Source organism: Microcoleus sp. T3_D1 (assembly GCF_036700405.1).
Taxonomy (GTDB): Bacteria; Cyanobacteriota; Cyanobacteriia; order Cyanobacteriales; family Microcoleaceae; genus Microcoleus.
On sequence record NZ_JAUBOV010000025.1, the window covers coordinates 1 to 20,764 of the forward strand.

Annotated in this window: 17 protein-coding genes; 11 read left to right on the plus strand and 6 right to left on the minus strand. The window is 49.2% G+C overall.

The features are described from left to right. Nucleotides 1-181: 181 nt before the first annotated feature. From grpE to QT992_RS13525, 9 genes are all read left to right on the plus strand, one after another. The gene (grpE, locus tag QT992_RS13485; protein ID WP_333315511.1) at nt 182-976 is read left to right on the plus strand and encodes a nucleotide exchange factor GrpE; all 795 of its coding nucleotides are present in this window, start codon (nt 182-184) and stop codon (nt 974-976) included. Nucleotides 977-1,269: 293 nt separating this feature from the next. Beyond that, entirely contained in the window at nt 1,270-3,483 is a 2,214-nt protein-coding gene (gene dnaK / locus QT992_RS13490) for a molecular chaperone DnaK (protein WP_333341621.1), read from the plus strand. Nucleotides 3,484-3,614: 131 nt separating this feature from the next. Further along, a complete protein-coding gene (gene dnaJ / locus QT992_RS13495; RefSeq protein WP_333315507.1) occupies nt 3,615-4,742 on the plus strand; it encodes a molecular chaperone DnaJ in 1,128 nt (375 codons plus the stop codon). A gap of 151 nt (nt 4,743-4,893) precedes the next feature. Then, nucleotides 4,894-5,184 (plus strand): sulfurtransferase TusA family protein, encoded by a 291-nt coding sequence (locus tag QT992_RS13500; RefSeq protein ID WP_333315506.1) that lies wholly within the window; start codon nt 4,894-4,896, stop codon nt 5,182-5,184. After that, the gene (gene rsgA / locus QT992_RS13505; RefSeq protein ID WP_333341623.1) at nt 5,181-6,431 is read left to right on the plus strand and encodes a ribosome small subunit-dependent GTPase A; all 1,251 of its coding nucleotides are present in this window, start codon (nt 5,181-5,183) and stop codon (nt 6,429-6,431) included. The genes QT992_RS13500 and rsgA overlap by 4 nt, the downstream gene beginning before the upstream one ends. A 241-nt stretch (nt 6,432-6,672) precedes the next feature. Beyond that, nucleotides 6,673-7,458 (plus strand): MotA/TolQ/ExbB proton channel family protein, encoded by a 786-nt coding sequence (locus QT992_RS13510; RefSeq protein WP_333315503.1) that lies wholly within the window; start codon nt 6,673-6,675, stop codon nt 7,456-7,458. A 15-nt stretch (nt 7,459-7,473) separates the two neighbouring features. Beyond that, a complete protein-coding gene (locus QT992_RS13515; RefSeq protein WP_333315501.1) occupies nt 7,474-8,199 on the plus strand; it encodes a biopolymer transporter ExbD in 726 nt (241 codons plus the stop codon). Between the two features lie 646 nt (nt 8,200-8,845). Further along, nucleotides 8,846-9,043, plus strand: coding sequence for an NblA/ycf18 family protein (locus QT992_RS13520; RefSeq protein ID WP_006635253.1), 198 nt, complete (start codon nt 8,846-8,848; stop codon nt 9,041-9,043). Beyond that, the gene (locus QT992_RS13525) at nt 9,036-9,284 is read left to right on the plus strand and encodes a hypothetical protein (RefSeq protein ID WP_333341626.1); all 249 of its coding nucleotides are present in this window, start codon (nt 9,036-9,038) and stop codon (nt 9,282-9,284) included. The genes QT992_RS13520 and QT992_RS13525 overlap by 8 nt, the downstream gene beginning before the upstream one ends. 191 nt (nt 9,285-9,475) lie before the next feature. Here the strand turns inward: QT992_RS13525 and QT992_RS13530 are convergent, their stop codons facing one another. The 6 genes from QT992_RS13530 to QT992_RS13555 all read right to left on the minus strand — a co-directional run bounded on the left by QT992_RS13530 (nt 9,476) and on the right by QT992_RS13555 (nt 17,112). Beyond that, nucleotides 9,476-9,925, minus strand: a complete 450-nt coding sequence (locus QT992_RS13530; RefSeq protein ID WP_242722026.1) for a hypothetical protein — start codon at nt 9,923-9,925, stop codon at nt 9,476-9,478. Between the two features lie 80 nt (nt 9,926-10,005). Continuing rightward, nucleotides 10,006-11,208: an anhydro-N-acetylmuramic acid kinase gene (locus QT992_RS13535; protein ID WP_333315497.1), complete on the minus strand. Its 1,203-nt coding sequence runs from the start codon at nt 11,206-11,208 to the stop codon at nt 10,006-10,008. Nucleotides 11,209-11,299: 91 nt separating this feature from the next. Beyond that, entirely contained in the window at nt 11,300-12,031 is a 732-nt protein-coding gene (locus QT992_RS13540; protein ID WP_333056054.1) for a PP2C family serine/threonine-protein phosphatase, read from the minus strand. Between the two features lie 415 nt (nt 12,032-12,446). Next, nucleotides 12,447-14,213, minus strand: coding sequence for an AarF/ABC1/UbiB kinase family protein (locus QT992_RS13545; RefSeq protein ID WP_333248853.1), 1,767 nt, complete (start codon nt 14,211-14,213; stop codon nt 12,447-12,449). A gap of 111 nt (nt 14,214-14,324) precedes the next feature. Further along, nucleotides 14,325-14,657: a DUF6825 family protein gene (locus tag QT992_RS13550; RefSeq protein ID WP_190660406.1), complete on the minus strand. Its 333-nt coding sequence runs from the start codon at nt 14,655-14,657 to the stop codon at nt 14,325-14,327. Between the two features lie 886 nt (nt 14,658-15,543). Continuing rightward, on the minus strand, nt 15,544-17,112 hold the full coding sequence (locus tag QT992_RS13555; protein WP_333341628.1) for a protein kinase domain-containing protein: 1,569 nt from the start codon (nt 17,110-17,112) through the stop codon (nt 15,544-15,546). A 787-nt stretch (nt 17,113-17,899) separates the two neighbouring features. On the opposite strand from QT992_RS13555, the gene QT992_RS13560 reads away from it, so the two are divergent. Further along, entirely contained in the window at nt 17,900-18,514 is a 615-nt protein-coding gene (locus QT992_RS13560) for a hypothetical protein (RefSeq protein ID WP_015176201.1), read from the plus strand. Nucleotides 18,515-19,005: 491 nt separating this feature from the next. Further along, nucleotides 19,006-20,664 carry an ABC transporter substrate-binding protein gene (locus QT992_RS13565; protein ID WP_333341630.1) on the plus strand — a complete coding sequence of 553 codons (1,659 nt, stop codon included), beginning with the start codon at nt 19,006-19,008 and terminating at the stop codon, nt 20,662-20,664. Nucleotides 20,665-20,764: the final 100 nt, after the last annotated feature.

Genomic DNA, 20,764 nt, shown 5'->3' on the forward strand with positions numbered 1-20,764 from the left:
TTTGAGCGTATAGAGGTGCTTTGATAACGCCTCCCGTGAGTTTTCGGATTCATTCAAGAATCCCCGTGGCTTCAGCCCTGGGGAGTATCAAATTGTGCCATACACAGTCAATTCGAGTCGTATAGATTTACCGGGTTAACTGTATCTGCTAGAATTGATAGGGTTCTGTCGCGCAGCTTTTATGATTGACGAGGAAAAACAGCAAGATCAAGATCCTAACTCAACTGGGGAAACCACCCCAGAGGGTTCGCCAATGGCAAGCGAAAATCCGGCGGCATCAGGAAACTCGAACGAATCGGCGGATTGGGAACTCGAACTTGCTCGAGCTTATCAAAGTGCTCAGGGCGATCGCACCCCAGCAAACGCATCGGGGCCTACCGTCACCGGCAGTTCAACCAACAGTCCGACTGCAGACGCGGCGGAGCCTTGGAAGAAGGAACTGGCCCAGGCCAACGATGAAAAAGAGGCTTTAAAAACTCAGTTGCAAGCCGCATCCGCTCAACTAGAAGAACTGAAAAATCAAAATCTCCGCCTAGCAGCAGATTTTGAAAACTTCCGCAGGCGTACCCAAAAGGAAAAAGAAGAGCTAGATTTACAGGCAAGGTGTCTCACGATTAAACCCCTGTTGCCGGTAATTGACAATTTCGAGCGCGCTCGATCGCACATCAAGCCGCAAACCGATGGCGAAATGAACATTCACAAAAGCTACCAAAGCGTTTACAAGCAAATGGTAGATAGCCTCAAGCAAATCGGGGTTTCTCCGATGCGCCCCGAAGGCGAACAGTTTGACCCCAACTTCCACGAAGCTCTGCTGAGCGAGCCAACTGACGAACACGAGGAAGGAACAATTATCCAAGAACTAGAACGCGGCTACATTCTGGGCGATCGCGTCTTGCGGCACGCCAAAGTGAAAGTTGCAGCGGCTGGGCTATCTGTGGTAGCCTCAGATGAAAATCCCGATAGTTCGGAAGGTTAATCGGGATACAAGCTACTGCATTCCTCAAAGTCACTGACCCCCGAATAGAATTCGGGGGTTCCGAGGTGGCCGACTCACCAACTTGTGAATTAAAGATGACTAAAAGCAGGTCAGCGCTTGATCCAAAAATTCTGAAAAATGTTTTTATCAGTCTTTGATATTGCTTGAGGACATCAAGTTTATTTCCTACAAATCTAGTCTGGGAATGCTTGTTTAAACAAGCTGAGTCGTTTTTCCTCTCCCAACCTGTAGTTGGAGATTTCCAAACATCCCACAAAGTTTTATGAGGCGCTATGGGAAAAATTATTGGAATTGACTTAGGCACAACTAACAGTTGCGTAGCTGTGTTAGAGGGCGGTAAACCCGTCGTGATCGCCAATTCCGAGGGCGGCCGCACAACTCCTAGTATAGTAGGATTCGGCAAGGCGGGCGATCGCTTAGTAGGTCAACTAGCCAAGCGGCAAGCTGTAACTAATGCTGTAAATACTGTCTACAGTATCAAACGATTTATCGGACGGCGGTGGGACGACACGGAAGAAGAACGAGCGCGGACTCCCTATACCTGCATAAAAGGCAAAGACGATACCGTTAACGTCCAAATTCGGAACAAGGTTCACACTCCCCAAGAAATCTCGGCAATGGTACTCCAAAAGCTCAAGCAAGATGCTGAAGCTTATTTGGGACAAACTGTTACCCAAGCCGTGATTACAGTACCCGCCTACTTCACAGACGCCCAACGGCAAGCTACTAAAGACGCCGGTACGATCGCGGGTCTAGAAGTCCTGCGGATCGTCAACGAACCGACGGCGGCCGCCCTTTCCTACGGGCTGGACAAGCAAAATATAGAACAGAAAATCTTGGTCTTTGACCTGGGCGGCGGTACTTTCGACGTTTCGATCCTGCAACTGGGAGACGGAATTTTTGAAGTCAACGCTACCTCCGGTAACAACCATCTCGGAGGAGATGACTTTGACGACTGCATTGTCCAGTGGCTGGTAGAAGCTTTCCGCACTCAAGAAGGCAGTGACCTCTCACAAGACAAAATGGCCTTGCAGCGCCTCCGAGAAGCTGCGGAAAAAGCGAAAATCGAACTCTCCAACCGGGAATCCACCTCAATCAATTTGCCCTTCATCTCTTCTGACGAGAAAGGGCCGAAGCATTTGGAAATGGAACTCTCCAAAGCTCAGTTTGAAAAACTGGTGGCTCATTTGGTGCAAGCGACGATCGATCCGGTGACTCAAGCCCTCAAAGACGCAAGTTTGACCCCCAAAGACATAGACAGAATTATTTTAGTGGGAGGCTCAACCCGGATTCCGGCAGTTCAAAAGGCAATTAGCAAGTATTTTGGGGGCGTTTCTCCCGATAAATCCGTCAATCCCGACGAAGCTGTAGCGGTAGGCGCGGCAATTCAAGCCGGGGTGTTGGGTGGTGAAGTCAAAGACTTGCTGCTGCTCGATGTCACGCCGCTCTCCCTGGGGCTCGAAACCTTGGGCGGGGTGTTCACCAAAGTAATCGAGCGCAATACAACTATTCCCACCAGCCGATCGCAAATGTACAGCACGGCGGCAGACGGGCAAACTTCGGTAGAAATTCACGTACTCCAAGGCGAGCGAGCATTGGTTAAAGACAATAAAAGTCTCGGCAAATTCCTGCTCAAAGGCATTCCCCCAGCTCCCCGCGGCGTACCTCAAATCGAAGTTACCTTTGAAATCGATGCCAACGGGATTCTCAAAGTGGCTGCTGAAGACAAAGGAACCGGAAAAGAACAAAGCATCCAAATTTCCAATACAGGGGGATTGAGCGAAACCGAAGTCGAGCGGATGCGACAAGAAGCCGAACTTTACGCCGACGAGGACATCAAGCGCGCTCTACTCGTCGAACTCAAAAATCAAGCTGACTCCCTCGTCTATAATTGTGGTGTAACTTTAAAAACCAACGCGCAACTGCTGAGCGACGAGCTCAAGGCCGAAGCGGAAACAGCCGCAGCAGCCTTGCGGGCAGCGATGAGTAACCCCGACATTACAATCGAGGAACTCACGCCCGCAATCGAATCTTTCAAGCAACTGCTATACTCGCTGGGGACAGCAGTCTACGACCAAGCCCGCAGCGGGGTAGCCCCGTCAGGATCTGTTGTTGAAAGCGAGATGATGTCAGAAGTAGAATCATCAGAACCAGAAGAGGTTCAAGCGGACGACGACAGCATTTTGCTGAAAGAAGAGCTGCAGGTGGCGCCCCAAGCTCCGCCGGCACCAAAGCCGGAACCAAAGCCGGCACCAAAGCCGGCACCAAAGCCGGAACCAAAGCTGGAATCCAAGCCGGAATCCAAGCCGGAGCGACAGTCAAAACGACAGTCAAATCCACAGTCAAATCCACAGTCAAATCCACAGTCAAATCCACAGTCAAATCCACAGTCAAGTCCACAGTCAAGTCCACAGTCAAGTCCACAGTCAAAACAAAAACAGAAGGTTCCCGAACCAGAAGTTGATGATATGAATCCTTTCCTTTAAAACAGAAAAGCTAAAAATTAAAAGTTAAAAATTAACAATGAGAATTTTTGATTTTTAATCTGTAATTTCAGGAAAGGTAGACCGTTTTTTTTCGTACACTTTTTGTTATTTACCTCCAGGCAAGCAGCTCTATGGCCGGTGATTACTATGAAATATTAGGCGTTTCTCGCAGCGCAGACAAAGAAGAAATTAAGCGTGCTTACCGCCGCCTAGCTCGCAAGTACCATCCAGATGTCAACAAAGAATCCGGTGCCGAGGAGCGGTTTAAAGAAATTAACCGCGCCTACGAGGTACTCTCAGAACCAGAAACCCGCGCCCGTTTCGATCGTTTCGGCGAAGCAGGGGTCAGCGGTGCAGGCGCGCCGGGGTTCCAAGACTTTGGTGACAGCTTTGCCGATATTTTTGAAAGCTTCTTTCAGGGTTTTCAGGGAGGTGTCGGTCAACAACAGCAAGGTCGCAGGCGCAGCGGGCCGGTGCGCGGAGACGATTTGCGACTCGATTTGCGGCTGGATTTTCGGGAAGCAGTGTTTGGTGGGGAAAAAGAACTCCGCATCAAGCATCTAGAAACCTGCGAAACTTGCACGGGGACTGGCGCGAAACCGGGAACCCGACCCCAAACCTGCTCGACTTGTACCGGTAGCGGTCAAGTCCGACGCGCTACCCGCACTCCTTTCGGCAGCTTTACTCAAGTTTCAGTTTGCCCCACTTGCAACGGCACCGGGCAAGTGATTGAGGATAAGTGCGAAACTTGCGGCGGCCGGGGCCAGAAAGAAGTGATGAAAAAGCTGAAAATCACAATTCCGGCTGGGGTTGACAACGGTACTCGCTTGCGGGTTTCCAATGAAGGGGATGCCGGCAAACTGGGCGGGCCGCCCGGAGATCTTTACGTGTTCTTGGCGGTGAATGAAGACCCGCTATTTAAGCGCGACGGCACTAACGTTAGCTCGGAAGTTAAGATTAGTTATTTGCAAGCAATTTTAGGGTGCCGGTTGGAAGTGGAAACCGTAGACGGGCCTACGGAATTGTTGATTCCTAGCGGAACTCAGGCAAATACGGTTTTGACTTTGGAGAAAAAAGGGGTGCCTCGGTTGGGAAATCCAGTCAGTCGCGGCGATCATTTGATTACGGTGTCTATTGACATTCCGACTAAGGTGACGGCTGAGGAACGGGATTTGCTGATGCAGCTTGCTAAGCTGAAGGGCGATCGTACTGGTAAAGGCGGCTTGGAAGGGTTTCTGGGTAATTTGTTTCAGAAATAAGGAAAAAGTGAGCGCAATTGCGCTCATTTTTTCCATAAATAATAATCTGTGTCCAATTGGACACAAAATTTCCATAAATAATAATCTGTGTCCAATTGGAGGGAATTTGATTGCTTCTTCCTTCTAGCTTCTTCCTTCTTGCTTCAGCTATATGAATTCAACATCGAAAATTGAAAATCCCAAATCCCCAGATGCCAAAATCGATCTGCGGGGTACTCCGTGTCCTCTCAATTTTGTCCGCACTAAACTGCGCTTGGAGCAAATGGCACCGGGCTCAGTTTTGGAAGTGTGGCTGGATGCTGGGGAGCCGATCGAACAAGTGCCCGATAGTCTCAAAATGGAAGGCTACCAGATTCTCGAAACGCAATTTGTCGCGGATGAGCCGGAGTCGGGCTTTTTTTCAATGAAAGTGCAGCGCCCCGAACACCAGGAAGCAGGATGAGCCTGAATTCGCCCTCGATCGTGGGTACTGTAATTGCTGTTCAGGCTAACTTCTACCAAGTGAGGTTAGATCCCGAAGTCTCCATTGACGGGGAAAATGCCCCCCTTGCTGATTCTCCGATTCTCCTGTGTACTCGCCGCACTCGACTGAAAAAAATTGGCCAACAGGTGATGGTGGGCGATCGGGTGGTGGTAGACGAACCGGACTGGACTGACCGCCGGGGAGCAATTTCTGAAGTCTTCCCGCGCCAAACAGAACTCAACCGCCCACCTGTAGCTAATGCCGATCGCATTCTCCTTGTTTTTGCCCTTGCTGAACCAGACTTAGATCCCGCGTCATTAACTCGGTTTTTAGTCAAGGCCGAATCTACAGGTTTAGAAGTTAGTTTGTGCCTGAATAAATGCGATTTGGTCACGCCCCAGGAGTTGGAACAGTGGCGCGATCGGCTTTCAGGCTGGGGCTACGAACCAATGTTTATTAGCGTCCGCAGCGGGGCAGTAGTCCAGGAAGCTACGAAAGAAACTCAAAAAGAAGTTTTTGCCCAAGAAATAGCTTCCCATGACTTAAATGAGAAAATAGAGGGATGTAGCGTGACTTTTGAGGAGAATCCCCTGGTTGCAAAATCGGTCGATCCGTTACATCCGTTAAATCCCGTACATAGCCCGTTGCCGAACTTCCTTCTGCAGCACTTGCAAGGGAAAATAACGGTAATTTGTGGCCCTTCTGGGGTTGGCAAGTCCAGCTTGATCAACCAACTGATTCCAGCCCTGAATCTGCGAGTGAACGCTGTTTCCGGCAAACTCGGCCGCGGCCGCCATACGACTCGCCACGTAGAACTATTTGAACTTCCCGGCGGCGGACTTTTGGCCGATACTCCGGGCTTTAATCAGCCGGCTCTCGAATGCGATCCGTCCGAGTTAGCTGAATATTTCCCAGAAGCGCGCCAGAGGCTGGCTGTGGGTAGCTGCCAGTTTAGCGACTGTTCGCACCGAGACGAGCCTAACTGTGTGGTGCGGGGCGGTTGGGAGCGCTATGAGTATTACTTGCAGTTTCTCGAAGAGGCGATCGTCCGCCAGCAACAAGAGCAAAACTCTAGTAGCGCCGAATCGAGTTTGAAGCAGCAAACCAAGTCGGATGGTACGCAGCATTACGAACCGAAGCTGCAAACTAAAAAATATCGCCGCTCTTCCCGCCGCCTTCAACACCAATCGCTGCAAGATATGTGTCAAGATTTAGACGAGTTGTGAGGAAGTCGCCGCCCATCGCCCGTAGGTACTAGACAACAGTACCAAGACTTACCCAGAAACCGGGTTTGCTCGACGAAAATACTTCGTTGTACCCCGATGCCCATTTCCCAAAATCGGCTTTCTTTAGTGGCGAGTGCGTAAGTCCTGAGTACATTAATAGCTAAAATTAAATGGCCTTAGATTTGTTAAAAAAAGTAGAACAGAAGCAAAAGTTAGCGGGTACTGCAGGAGCAAAAATATTGTGAATATTCAAGAACTGTTTCAAAAAGGCGGCCCCGCCATGTGGCCCCTGTTGCTGTTATCGATTCTATCTTTGAGTACCATTATCGAGCGCTTGTGGTTTTGGGCGAGCCTCCTGAGCAAAGAAAAGCAGATAGTGAACCGCATTCTGGAAGCGGCTCGCAGCGATTGGGGGGCGGCTAACGAGATTGCCAGACAAGCTAACCGACAGCCGATCGGGCGATTTCTTTCTGCACCCCTGCGGCTCTACAATCCCGAACCAGATTTATTTCGACTCGCACTCGAAGCTGCAGCCGATGAAGAGTTGGCTTCGATGCGTCGCGGTGACAAAATCTTAGAAGCTACGATCGCTCTAGCCCCGTTGCTGGGCTTGCTGGGAACAGTTTTGGGCTTGATTAACTCGCTCAGTTCCATCCGTCTGGGCGACATCGGCACGGCGGCAACAACTGGCGTAACTTTGGGGATTAGCGAGGCGCTGATCACGACTGCTACTGGGATGGTAGTAGCAATTTTTACCTTGGTGTTTTATCGGATATTTCAAGCTTTTTTGTTCAACCAGGCAAAAATATTTCGCAAAGCTGGAAATGAACTGGAATTGCTTTACAGACAATACTGGCCTGCTGCTAATGCTAAGGGTCGAGTGTCCGGTGCAGAATACAGCAATTCTTCTTTTGGTGCAGATGGTTTGAACAGGCGTTCTCTCAATTCTCAAGAATCGGGAGAACGGAATCGGGAGCCGAAATTGAAAGGTTCCGATCCGGCTGAAGATTCACCTTCTAATAATTAAAACTCCTGAGAACTGATGAAGATTAATCTAGATACTCCTGCTGAAGAGGCTCGGATTGAACTGGTGCCTTTAATTGACGTGATCTTTTGCATTCTGACGTTTTTTCTCCTGGCGGCTTTGCAATTGACTCGGCAGCAAGCCATTAATGTCGATTTGCCTAAAGCGAAGACTGGACAAACGCAGATGCGAGAGATGCTGATTGTCAGCATTGACGATTTCGGGCAAACTTATATCGACCAATTGCCTGTTAATTTCCAACAGCTCGATCGAGTTTTAAAGAGTTTCCAAAGCCAAAATCCTACGGGGTTGATGGTGCTGTACGCTCCTCAAAATGCGAGATATGCCAAAGTTGTGGAGGTTTTAGACAAATTGAGAGAGGTAGGGGGCGATAGAGTTGCCCTGGCAACTCTTCCTAGTTCGGCTCCCTCCCCATTGCCCAATACCTCGCTTCCCAATTCTGGCATTCCTGCGGCACCTGCGATCGGCAATTCCGGTCAACCCCTGCCGTCTCCTGTGCCTCCACAGCAGCAACAGTTCAATCCCAATCAGTTTCAATCCCCTCTCCCGGCTCCACAGCAGCAGTTCAATCCCAATCAGTTTCAATCCCCTCTCCCCGCTCCACAGCAGCCTAGTAACTTTGGGGCAAATCAGGGCATTCCTCCTGTTTCGCCTGCACCCGCTGCTCCCAATTTCCGACCCGGAATCGCCAATCCACCGCAGGATGGCGGGCCCTCGAATTAGTTAGGAAGAAGGAAGAAGGTTCGGCAACGGATTGTCTAACGGATGTAACGGATGTAACGGATGTCAGTCCGATGGAAGTCGGAAGAAGGGAGAAGGAAGAAGGGGGAACTGAGAAATAGAAATTTTCCCAATCTCCTCATCTCCCGCTCTCCCGCTCTTGGGCTCTCCTCATCTCCCCCTCTCCTCATCTCCTCATCTTTCAATCTCCCCCTTTCCCCATCTCCCCCTCTCCCCATCTCCCCCTCTCCCGCTATCCCCCTCTCCTCATCTCCCCCTCTCCTCATCTCCCGCTCTTCTCCTCTCCCCTTCTCCCCCTCGCCGAGAGAAGCTCCACCCGATTTGGTATAAACGGCTTCAATTCTTTTGGTTCGTACTGAGCCTTTTTTCTCTTGACAAGTAGATACACTTGTATGTGCCTGCAGAAGGAACTTTTGCAGACATCTCGCCATCTCTATCGCTAAGTAAGTTATTTCCTAAGAGAGATGGTAATTTTGTCAAATTATTGTTACCTTTTGTAATATAGACTAAAGCCAGATGGGCCATCGGGCATCCCGAAACCAACTGTCGATCGCTGAAACAACTTACAAATCTGGTTAATCCAGGTGTTCAGTTTTAAGTCACCTTTACTTACAGAGGAGTCAAAGTCATGAGCCAACCAGCAGAATTGTCTTTGGAACAGCAATTTAGCCTGTGTTCCTTCAAAACACAGGTAAGTGACATGAGCCGCGAACAAGCTCAGGAGTTTTTGGTCAAGCTTTACGAGCAAATGATGCTACGAGAAACCATGTACCGCCATTTTCTGAAACACCACTGGGGTTTAGAACCTAACCCAGGCGTTGAGTAACCAAGAGTCGCAGTCGGCGACCTCCGTCTCTTACTCTGTTCCCTCAGGCGGAAAGGAGTTGGGGGTGATGGGGCGTCACTCGAAGGCAGAAGGTAGAAGGCATCTGTACAGACGTGAGGAAAATTTGACAATTCCTTTGTGGATTTCACTGAATGTGGAAGTCGAGGTCAGCAGTTTGTCGATCGACACCACCGGAGATCGCAAAGATAATTTATCGCGCCGCGCCTCGAAAATTGGATAACTCTTAATAATAAGTGTTAATTTTTTAACCCATTAAAATTTTTAACTATTTAATATATTTGTCCTTAGTTGCAGCGGATGAGGTTTGACAGCAATGGCGCTAGTCGGACATCTGAGCGCGACCTCCGACTAGCACAACCTTCAGTTTTCACATCAAACCCTAGAACTCGCAAATGTGGACTCTAGAAACAGTTATTCGCCCTGACGTTCGAGAGTTGCTTCCATTGTACTCGTCAAGTAATGACCAGACATGATGCCGCTAGATTGGTAGTAGCGGTTGTCATCAACCCGGTGAAGGGTATCAAAACCCGTCCGCCGCTGGCGTTCGTCTCCCAATACCCAATAACGCTGGACGATCGACTGGGGAGCAATCCAACCTTCGCCCTCGACGCGGGCGAGTTCGCTGTGTTGGAGTACAAAAGTATACTGCCGTTCATCGCTGTTGAGGTGTCCTCGGTACTGCAAAATAATCTCTTCGCGATCGCCTCCAGGAAATACGAGCTTGGTGACCATACTGAACCAATCTGTTCGGTTCCAGCTCACTAAAGTTTTGCCTTTAACCGTAATTGGCACGCCATTGCGCTCAATCCAGCTTCCTTCGAGCGTCCATTGGCCAGATTCCATTAAAAACGTGTGAGCCACAGTGCTGTTCCTATGCTTTTCCTGCTGGCTACAATGCTGGTGCAACAACGCACAGCCGTTGTCCCTCAGACTCTATGCTATCACGCCCAACTGTGCCAACAAGAGTTAATTTCTCCTAAAAGTACCGATGTCCGGGCACCAGTCACTTGAGGCAGATTGCCGGGAATGCCCCGAACCCGCCATGCGGCTAAAACCGCGAAAGCGATCGCCTCTTTAAAATCTACATTCAAGCCTGCCTCCGAAGTAGTCAACACTTGCACTGGATGCAATTGAGATTGCAATCGGCGTTTTAAGTAGAGATTGTGGCTGCCGCCCCCGCATAGTAAAACTCGATCGGGCATAGCCGGTAAAAAAGTTTGGTAACTGTGAACGATCGAGGCAACAGTCAGTTCTGTCAGAGTAGCCAGCACGTCAGCAGGACTGAGGTTGTAACCTTCGGCCTCGACCAAACACCTGTCAAAATAGTCTACACCAAATAGCTCTCGCCCCGTTGATTTCGGCGGTGCTTGGCGGAAGAACTCTGAGGCGAGCCAATCCTCGACTAAAGCTTGACAGGGAGTGCCCGATGCCGCCCAAGCTCCACCTTCGTCGATCGTCTTAGTGCCGCCTGAGAAGTGCTGTACTGCCAAATCTAACAGGGAATTCGCCGGGCCTGTATCCCACCCCGATATGCCCTCCCCAAGACTGAAAATCTCAGACTCGTCATTTTTCCCCCTTTTTCCCCTTGCCGGAAGATAGGTAACATTGCCAATTCCGCCGAGATTTTGGATGCAGAGGCTGAGGTTGGGTTCCGCCAGCAGGCAGGCATCAACTATTGACACTAAGGGTGCTCCTTGACCCCCTGCAGCAATGTCTGCCGATCGAAAGTTACTCACAGTAGTAATTCCCGTCAATTCCGCAATTAGCGGGCCCCGTCCGAGTTGCAAGCTGTAGCCCATTAACGCACCGGCGCTGTCTTTCTGGGCTTTCCCAGCAGGTCGGTGGTAGACGGTTTGACCGTGAGAGCCGATTAATTCGGCTTTATCATATTTTGCTTGAATTGTCAAGGCCGCCGTGGCAAATTCTTGGGCGATGGCATCATCTAATTGGGCTAGTTCAGCCATTGACAAAGCTGAACCACTGCAAACCGAGAGAATTTGCGATCGCAAATTAGCAGGATAAGAAAAAGTCTTGCCGGCCACCAATTGCACTTTCAAGTCTGTTTGGGAACCGACCACATCCACCAAAGCAGCATCAATGCCATCCACCGACGTGCCGCTGATCAAACCGATAACGCGGGTCATTCAATTTTAGATTTTAGATTTTAGATTTTAGATTGTTCACTTTTTCGATTTTTCGATTTTAGATGGTCGGGTGCGATCGGGCGATCGAATATTATTTGAGGTCGATCGTCACGATCACCACAGTAATATTATCGCGTCCACCTTTATCCTTAGCTGCTTGAATTAAAGCATTTGCAGCGCCCTCGCAGGCGCGAATCGACTTCAGAGGCGAAGCTATCAAAGGATCGGAAAGTTCTTCAGTCAAGCCATCGCTGCAGAGCAGCAAGCGATCCCCAGGCTGCACGTCCACCGGCAAAATATCTATCTCCCGCAAATCATCGCGGCCCAAACACTGGGACAAAACGTGACGCCAAGGATGACTGCGAGCTTGGTCAGGAGTTAGGGCCTTTCTTTTCACAGCCTGAGCCACCCAAGTCTGGTCTTCAGTAATCTGTTCCAAGCGAGATCCGTGCAGTCGGTACAAGCGAGAGTCCCCGATATTAGCGCACCAGGGTCGGCCCTCATCCCTAAACATGAGAACCACAGCCGTAGTCCCCATATCAGCACGCTCAGGGTGGTCGAGCTGATCCGTCAAAATTGCTTGATTGGCAATTAAAAAAGCCTTTTCCAACAACAGCGGAGAATCCTCTGGCCCTTCCCAATGTTCGAGCAAATAAGATTGAATCGCCTGAGTCGCAATCCGGCTGGCTTCTTGACCTCCGGCGTGTCCTCCCATTCCGTCGGCCACTATGAAAAATCGCCCGTCAGAGTCTATGTAGTACGAATCCTGATTTACGGAACGAACTAGCCCTGTGTCTGTCTTACCTGCGAAAGAGCGTTTCATAGATTGGGTGATTGGACTCATCGAACTTGAAAGCTTGATTTAATGGGGTGCAATTTTTTATGCCAAAACTTAAATCCCGAACAAACTTGAAATTCTGCCGCCCGCGATCGCGAGTTTTGGAAAAATTGCAGTTCCTTGACCTCATATTGTAGATCGATATGATGGTAATCCCGTCTTAAAATTTCGGTAAACCCAGTAAATTAAGCAGCCCCTGCAAAAAAAACAGGATTTCTACCCAAAATCAGAGGTTTAGCTGGCGAAAAACTTAGGCAGCAACCGGGTTTTTCGCCTCAAAGCGCGTAAGTGTTGTAAATTTGAGCAATCTGTGGTCTGCCAGCCAAAACTTAACATTCGATGTCAAATTTGGGCTGGCGAGAAATCTCAAACCTGAAATTTCAAATCCTAAATTGCCCCATTATGACATCCTGTCTAAACGATCGATCCGCTTGAACAAACGCATAAGAGCAAACCCTGCACCCGCAGCCAGCACGGCAACAGCGACAGCCGGCCAGACCTGATTGCTGACAAACAAGATTGTCGCCGACAAAGTAAAAGCACTCATCAGCAAAGCATAATTCGTGCCCATTTGAGCGCTGCTCATCCGGCGGAGCAAGCGTTCAGTTTCGGCCGAACGGACGCGAATCCGCAAATCTCCCTGTTCGAGTTTATCAATAGTCTCCTCAATCCGGCGGGGCAAACCCAAAGCACTCGAACTCACCTGAGCCGCCTGACGGCCGATTTCGTTAAAAATGCTGCTACTTGTATCATGGCCATTTCCATTAGTCATAAGCTGCATGGCAAAAGGTTGTGCCACCTCCATAAAGTTGAACTCGGGATCTAAACCTCTGCCCACCCCTTCGATGGTGGAAAAAGCTCGCATTACAAAAGTAAAAGTAGCTGGGAAGCGAAAAGGTTGATTGTAGGCAATATCGTAAAGGTCGTCGGTAATCGCGCTCACAGACTGATTTTCAAAAGGCTTGTCCATGAAGTTATCCAGCATATACTGGATGCTGCGGCGCACCGGACTCATATCACCCGTAGGCACCAAAGCTCCCAAATTGATCAGAGAATCCATAATCCGCTGTCCATCCTTGGAAGCAATGCCGTAGAGCGTCTCCATCAGTCCTTCGCGGACGTTGGACTGGATTTGCCCCATCATGCCAAAATCGTAGAAAATCAGACAACCGTCAGCACTAACAGCGATGTTGCCGGGGTGTGGGTCAGCGTGGAAAAAGCCGTCGTTGAGCAACTGGCGCAAATAAGCTTTTGCGCCCAACTGAGCGATTAATTTACGATCGATACCGGCCGCTTCCAAAGCTTCGTAGTGGCTGATTTTAATCCCTGGCAGGTATTCCAAAGTCAGCACTCGCGGAGCCGCGTACCGCCAATAAACCCTCGGCACCCGCACCCAGTCACAGTTGCTAAAATTGCGGCGAAAAGTATCAGCATTGCGGCCTTCATGGAGATAGTCTATTTCCAGCCAGAGAATGCGACAGCATTCCTCATAAATCCCCATCCAATCGCGGCCGCGGCCCCACTTAGGATGGTTTTGAAAGTAGCGGGCAATTCCCTTAAGAATTTGCAAATCGATCTCGAACAGTTTCCGCAGTCCAGGTCGCTGCACCTTGACCACCACTTCCGGGCCCGAATGCAGTTGAGCTTTGTGTACCTGACCCAGACTGGCAGCGGCCAGGGGCACTGGATCAAAGCTGCGGTAGAGTTCTTGAACTGTCTTGCCCAAGTCTTGCTCAACAATTACCTCTAACTGCTCGTAGCTGAAAGCAGGCACTTTATCTTGCAGCTTAGAAAGTTCCTCGACAAACTCTGCGGGAAACAAATCGGCGCGGGTAGAAAATAATTGGCCGACTTTAATGAAAGTGGGGCCCAAATCCAAGAGTGTTTCTCGAACCCAGATAGCTTGAAAGCGGCGTCTGGCAACTTTCTTTTCTTCAGTCACGCCTCCCCAGTAGCTCCAATTTTTGCTGTCGAGCCAGAGGGAAGCCAGCCAGAGCAAGACAAAGGCCCAAATGTCGAAGAAGCGCCGCTTCCGGGAGTATTTTTCGCGATTCCAGCGATAAGCTTTACTTTTGTAGGATTTACTAGCAGTTTTTTGCTCATCGGCTTCGCCAGTGTGCTTGGGGGAGCGCTGGCGATTAACAGAGTCATCAAGGAGAGCAGACACTTGGGTTCCCAAATTGCTTATTTTATGTTGTTGCTTTGATTGAAAGTAGGAGCGCAGGAGCGCAAAGCAATGCGCTCACGTTGTAAATAATAGTTGTGGTCGAGTCGATCGCTAGGGCAAACTGCTGCGGTAACGCTGCAATTCCGATCGCACCAGAGCCACTTCGGCGCGCAGCTCGTCAATAGTCGCTTGCAAATCAGCGGGATGGATGTCTTGAATAGTTGTGGTGCTTGCAGTGCCAGTTCTGGTCTGCATCGCCTCATCCGAAGCTCGATTTGCCCGTTCCACAACTCGATCGGTGAACTGCCGCAGGCGTTCTCTTTGTTCTGCGTCAAATTTGCCGAGTTCAGAGAAAGCGTTGGTGGCCGCGCTTTCTAATTGCTCGTACAGTGCTTCGGCAAGTGCTCTGCCTACAAAAAAAGCATGAACTGGGGGTTTACTCATAAAAAATATTCGGTAAGTGGGAAACTCAGAGTCTTTAGACCTGAGAGGAAAACGACTCGGCGGTTTCAACCGCCTTGAATCCCCTTTCGGGGTTAGAGGGGTATGGTTGCCCCTCCAATGGAGATACAGTTGTCTCCTTCCTCCCTTGCGGGGTAATGTTCGCCTCGACCTGGTTATAAAGGCTTGTTAGACCTGCAACACTGTTTCAGTGACTTTAAAACTGTTTAATTGCAGATGACAGAGCGGAAAACTGGCGTCGCACTCAAGGAGTGTCGTGACCTGAATAACGCCTCCTCAAAAGAGGGGTCTGGTCAGAACAGCTTGTAATTTCTTACAAGCTCAGTGGCTTTAGCCCTGAGTTCCTGACAAAAAGTCTCTGTGCGCTTCCGCAACAAATTATAACTTGCTTGTCCCCAATGATGCTTGCTCCCAAAGGAAGGAATTTTGGGGGAATTGACACTCGCACCCCGAGTGTCGAGGATGGGATTGTTGAGAGTTAGAACAGTCTAACGCGCCACAGCTTAGCCCAAAAGCCTCGCTTAGACTGGCTCAAATTCGAGGTTGGGGTTGCTTTGTACCAAAATGTTTGCAGCTTGGCAGTATTAATACGCGACATCACACCACCTTAGCGCCGCGCACATATTCTAACATAATTTAAATCAAAATAGAAAACATTCCTGCATTTTTTTGCGGGCATTTGGATTGCAGAGGGAATAGGAAATATTCGATAAACTCAGACGGCGACTGGTGGGATTTTCAGATTCGACGGAAGTTTTTGGAAGATAGTCGTTGGCTAGGTAGGGCCTTATTATCTCAACTACTGAGCGGATATTTGCTGACTCATAAAACCAAGTATTTGTCGCACTTTTAACCAACAAAAACCATACTAATTTGTCGCAGGTTCGGGAAAAGGCATCGTGGGATCTGCCACAGGGGGTGGTGAATCAGGTGCGATCGAACTATCTGAATTGTTGCCACTGCTGCTTGGTATCGCAGGCTCAGGCGATCGCTCGATCGGCGACGCTATTACTGGCGACGGGGAGTCCGAGGGCGGCAGGGTTTCAGCGCTAGCACTCTCAGGGGCAGGGGAGGCGGGTGCGGCGGGCGGTTCTGCAGGCAGGGGCGCAACTTCCGGTACCGGTGCGGCTTCTGGTTGGGGCTCTGGCTCGATTTGGGCTTGAGGCTCTGGAATGGGGGACTCAGAAGGCTCCTCTGCGGGTTCGGGCGTCGGGGAGGACTCCGGTTCCGCTTCGGGCTCTGGGGCGGGAGTTTCCAGGTTTGGGGACTCAGAGGGTTCGGCGCTAGTTTCTGAGGGCTCGATCTGTTCGGGAATGTTGCTGGTGTCTAAGGGGGGTTTGGGACGCTTGTTGAGTTCGATCGGGTAGAGAGGGGTGCTTTCGACAGACGGCTGTCCGAACATCGGCTCTGATAAATCGCGGGATTTGAGCAAATCTTCGAGAGATGGGAAGGATTCAATTTTGGGACTATTACTGAGACTGGTGCTGTTGTAGTGCGATGCTAGGTCAAAACCCATCCAGCCTGCAATTGCAGCCGTTACGACAAACGCCAGAAAAGTCAACTGCGGCGGGGGAGGTGCGGGCAATCTTAGACTTTGCTTGCCTTTTCTTTTTACTGATACTCGCTCTGTTTCTTGCAGCATGGTGAGCCAATTTTCGACTGTCTGAGGGCGGTTGTGGGGGTCGATTTCGAGTCCCTGAAGGATGGCTCGCTCGATTCCCGGGCTGATGTTGGGCTGAAATTGCCGCAACTCAGTCAAGGGAATGCGATCGCGCAGGGGTGCTGCTACGGGCGCCACGCCGGAGAGTAAGTAGTAGAGGGTGGCTGCGATCGCGTAGATGTCAGTGGCCGGTGTACATTTACCGTCATAGAGGTATTGTTCGATCGGCGCGTACCCAGGGGAGAGCAAGTTAGTGTGGGTTTGTTTGGTGCCGGCGGTAAAGCCGCGCGCAATTCCGAAATCTATTAACATTACTACGTGAGAATCGGCTCGCCGGATAATATTTTCTGGCTTGATATCTCCGTGCAGCAATCCGCTGTGGTGAACTGTACTTACGGCTGAGGCTATTTGCCGAATATAGTGCAGGGCCTGGGCTTCTGGCAGCGGCCGATCGGTTTCAACTATTTGGGCGAGAGTTTGACCCGGAATGTAGTCCATTGCAATAAAAGACTGTCCGGCTTCTTCAAAAAAGTCGATTACTTTGACTATGTTGGAATGCTGACACCGCGACAGGCGTTGGGCTTCGGCAATAAACTGCTGCTGAAATTGGGCAGATTCTGGGTGTTGGCGCAGACTTTCGTTGAGGGTTTTGAGTACGACGGTTTGGTTTAAATGGGTGTGGATAGCTCGGTAAGTGATGCCGAACCCTCCTATCCCTAAAGTCGCGTTAATTTTGTATTTGCCCTGTTGCAGGACTGTTGCTGGCGCTAAGTTCATCTTCAGTTGATGCCGTTTCCCAAACTATGCTACCGCCTTTGGGTTATTTCGCAGAGTTAGGGGTGAGGTTCGATCGATCGGCGCCCTAGTTTGAGCTTTAGCTCTGCTATATCTTTAATCTTGGCATCCCCACGTCATTTTATCTGTAAAAGGTATTGTGAAACTTAACCCTCCGGCTTTCCCATAATAAAAATCCCGCTCTTGTGGAACGGGAAAGCCATCAGGGTGCATCTATAATATGTGACTCTAACTTATGGGGGGTACAACCCCTCATTGCTTTAACAAGTCTTTAAAATTAGCCGATTTTTGTAAAGATTTAGGTTTGAGGTTGACTTAGGCTCAATCTTATGATTTAGAAGATTGCCGCATGGCGATCTTGAGCTTGGAGAATTGACAGCAATTCTTGCAATCTGGCTGCGATCACTTCAGTTGAGGCGAACTCCCAGAGTCACACCTTACAGACCAGATTACCTTTTTGGCTCAGATGAAGTTCAGGCGAGCGGCATAAAATGAGAAAGAGGCATCGTATCGGGCTTAATCTTGAGACTGCAAATGGCTCAAACCTTGTAAATAAAAAGGCTGTAAGCATTCTCCCGATATTGGTAGCCCATAGCCATAAATGCTTCAATCGCTGTTCGCGTTACACAGCAAGGCCTGGAGGCAAGCTCAAGTTCTCCGAAGGGGGGAACTTGAGCTTAAGTTGTCACAAATGGGGTCTTCCTAGTAACGAGAAGCGATCGATTAGCAATTAGCAGCAATTAGTAATTACTTATTCTTTGGTTTGAAAATGTCTGTTAAACAATCACATTACGAGACTTTACTAGCAGAGTACAGCGAATCTTCTGCCGCGATCGCCCTGCTGAAAAAATATCGGGTTTACATGGAAATGATTCCGAGTATCCGCCGCGCCCATGAGAGTTTAATCACAATTCCTTTGCCAATTGCGCGCTTGCGGGACGGGGTTTCTTATGCGGGAAGCAGCGGCACTAGCATATCGCCCGGACAGGCAGTCTGTTTGCCCTGCGATTTGGCGATTTTGATGTGCGATCCTGAATGGAAAGTTAAAATTGGAGTGGAAATTTTGATTTTCATTCATCGTCCGGGCGAAGAGTTTTCTGAGTTGCTCGGCCGCTGGCGGCAGTCTCAAGTTTGGCTGGATAAAGGTTACGAATGGGTGATGCCGCACCGCTACAGACATATTTACAGCGATGAAGCTGAGGCTGTTCATCCGCTATTTGTTTTGTTTGAGGAAACGCCGGAACTGATTCAACGGGGTTTGATGGCGGCTGGTTTGCCGTTTGTGGTGGAAAGTTTCGAGTCTGGGAGTGAGGAAGTAGAGGAGGAAGAGTTTCTGGGTAGCGGGGAACTGGGAAGTATTGGTGAAGAGAGTTTTGATTTGTAGGGTGGGTGCGATCGCCTATAGCCATCGTATTGCTTGAAGTAAAGTAGATTTTTTTTACAAACCGCAGAGGGCGCAGAGGGCGCAGAGAAAGAGAAAAGAGAGAAATATTGATGTTTTTGAATCCCGAATCGGGTTGTTATATGCAGATATTCAAAAATATTTTGGGTGTGGAAAGGAATGTTTATGCTCTCCCTAGATTCAGGGAGTAACTCTAAAATCTACAATCTAAAATCGAATGACCCATCTAGCTGGGCCGGAAATGTTAGCTCTCATGCTGGCTGCGTCGCCTAATGTAAAGGTGTGGCTTGATATTTTTACCTCCAGCATGATATCATCAGGCTGCTCTATTTGGTTTGTTAATTTAGATGGGTTGTTAATAGAGAATTTACTACATGAACCGCAGAGAACGCAGAGACCACAGAGGGGAGAGAAAGAGCAAATTAGAATTTATTGATATGAGTATAATTTTATATTAAACCGGAGCTATTGAAATGAGATTGTTAAAACCCTGGCGTTTAGTTTTATTAAGTATAGTTTTTGGGATGGCTGTAATTTTATCAAATTGCGGCACTCCTTCAAACACGGTTAGCAATAATTCTCCAACGGGGCCAACTCCTGCGGCGGTTCCGGCTGGGGCTTTAGTGTACGGTGCGGGTGGGCCGCCGATAAATCTGGAACCGGGAAATATTACTGATGGCAATTCGGTGATTGTTATCGACCAAATTTACAATCGCTTGACTGATTTCAAACCGGGAACTGTGGAACTTGAGCCGAGTCTCGCTACTGAATGGTCAAGTTCTAAAGATGGTAAAACTTGGACTTTTAAGTTGCGTTCCGGGGTAAAGTTTCACGACGGTACGGATTTTGACGCGGAAGCTGTTAAGTTTAATGTGGATCGCTGGTGGGATGCGAAAAATCCTAACGGTTTTCGAGAAGCGGGCAAGAATTATCCGATTTGGAAAAATTTATTTGGCGGTTTTAAGGGAGAAAAAGATTCTTTAGTAAAAGATGTGGCAGTTGTTGATAAGTCTACAATTAAATTTGTTTTGAATCGACCTTTTGCGGCTTTTCCCTCGGCGATAGGTTCCGCTTATTTCGGGATTGCGAGTCCGGCGGCGGTGAAAAAAGCGGGTGCTAAGTACGGCACTCCGGGGTCGCTGGCGGTGGGTACGGGGCCTTTTGTGTTTCAGGAATGGCGATCGGGCGATCGCATTGTTTTGGAGAAAAATCCGAATTATTGGAAAACTGGCACGCCAAAAGTCAATCAATTGGTAGTTCGTTTTGTTGATGATCCGGCGGCGAGACTGGCTCAGTTGCGTTCGGGACAACTTGATTTTACTGTGGATTTAACGCCGGATCAACTGCAAGAAGTTCAAGGAGATCCTAATTTAGAAGCTGTTGTGCGACCTTCTTTTAATGTCGGTTATTTAGCCTTAAATCCGAGTTACGCACCTTTGTCAAAACCAGAAGTCAGGCGGGCGATCGCCCAAACGATTAACAAGCCAGCAATAGTCAAAGCTTTCTGGGGAGAACTCGGAAAACATGATTCGCAATTTATCCCGCCTGCGCTGAATTGGGCGGCGTCCGATCGAGTTAAAGATTATGAATTTAACCCGCAGCAAGCTAAAGCAATGCTCGCGAAAGCCGGTTATCCGAACGGTTTTGATTTGGATTTGTGGTATATGCCCGTCAGTCGTCCCTATTTTCCCACGCCGAAGCCGATCGCTGAGGCTTTTGCGGCGGATTTGAGCGCGATCGGGATTCGGGTAAAATTGCTGACAAAGGATTGGTCTGCTTATTTAGCCGATCGGCTCAAACCTCCCGGCTTTCAAGCTTTTATGTTGGGTTGGACAGGAGATTATGGCGATCCCGACAATTTTTATTATCCTCACTTCGGGCCGGGTTCGACGGCGGATTTGGGAAATTGGAAAAATCCGAAAGTTCTGGAACTTTTGGATCGGGGGAGGGCGAGTGGCGATAAAGCAGCTAGGGCGAAAATTTATGCGGAAGTTAGCGAGATTTTGCATGGGGAAGCTGTGCGTTTGCCGATCGTACATTCGCAGCCGCTTTTAGGGAAACGCAAGAATATTCAAGGTTGGATTCCGAGTCCTTTGGGGTCTGAGTCTTTTGAGGATGTTAGTAAGTCTTGAAAACGGCGGGTTTTACCTGCATATATTGGTGTAGGGGCGGGTTTTACGAGAAATATATGAAATAATTTAGTAGATTCATAAACCCGCCCTCTTCTCTTCG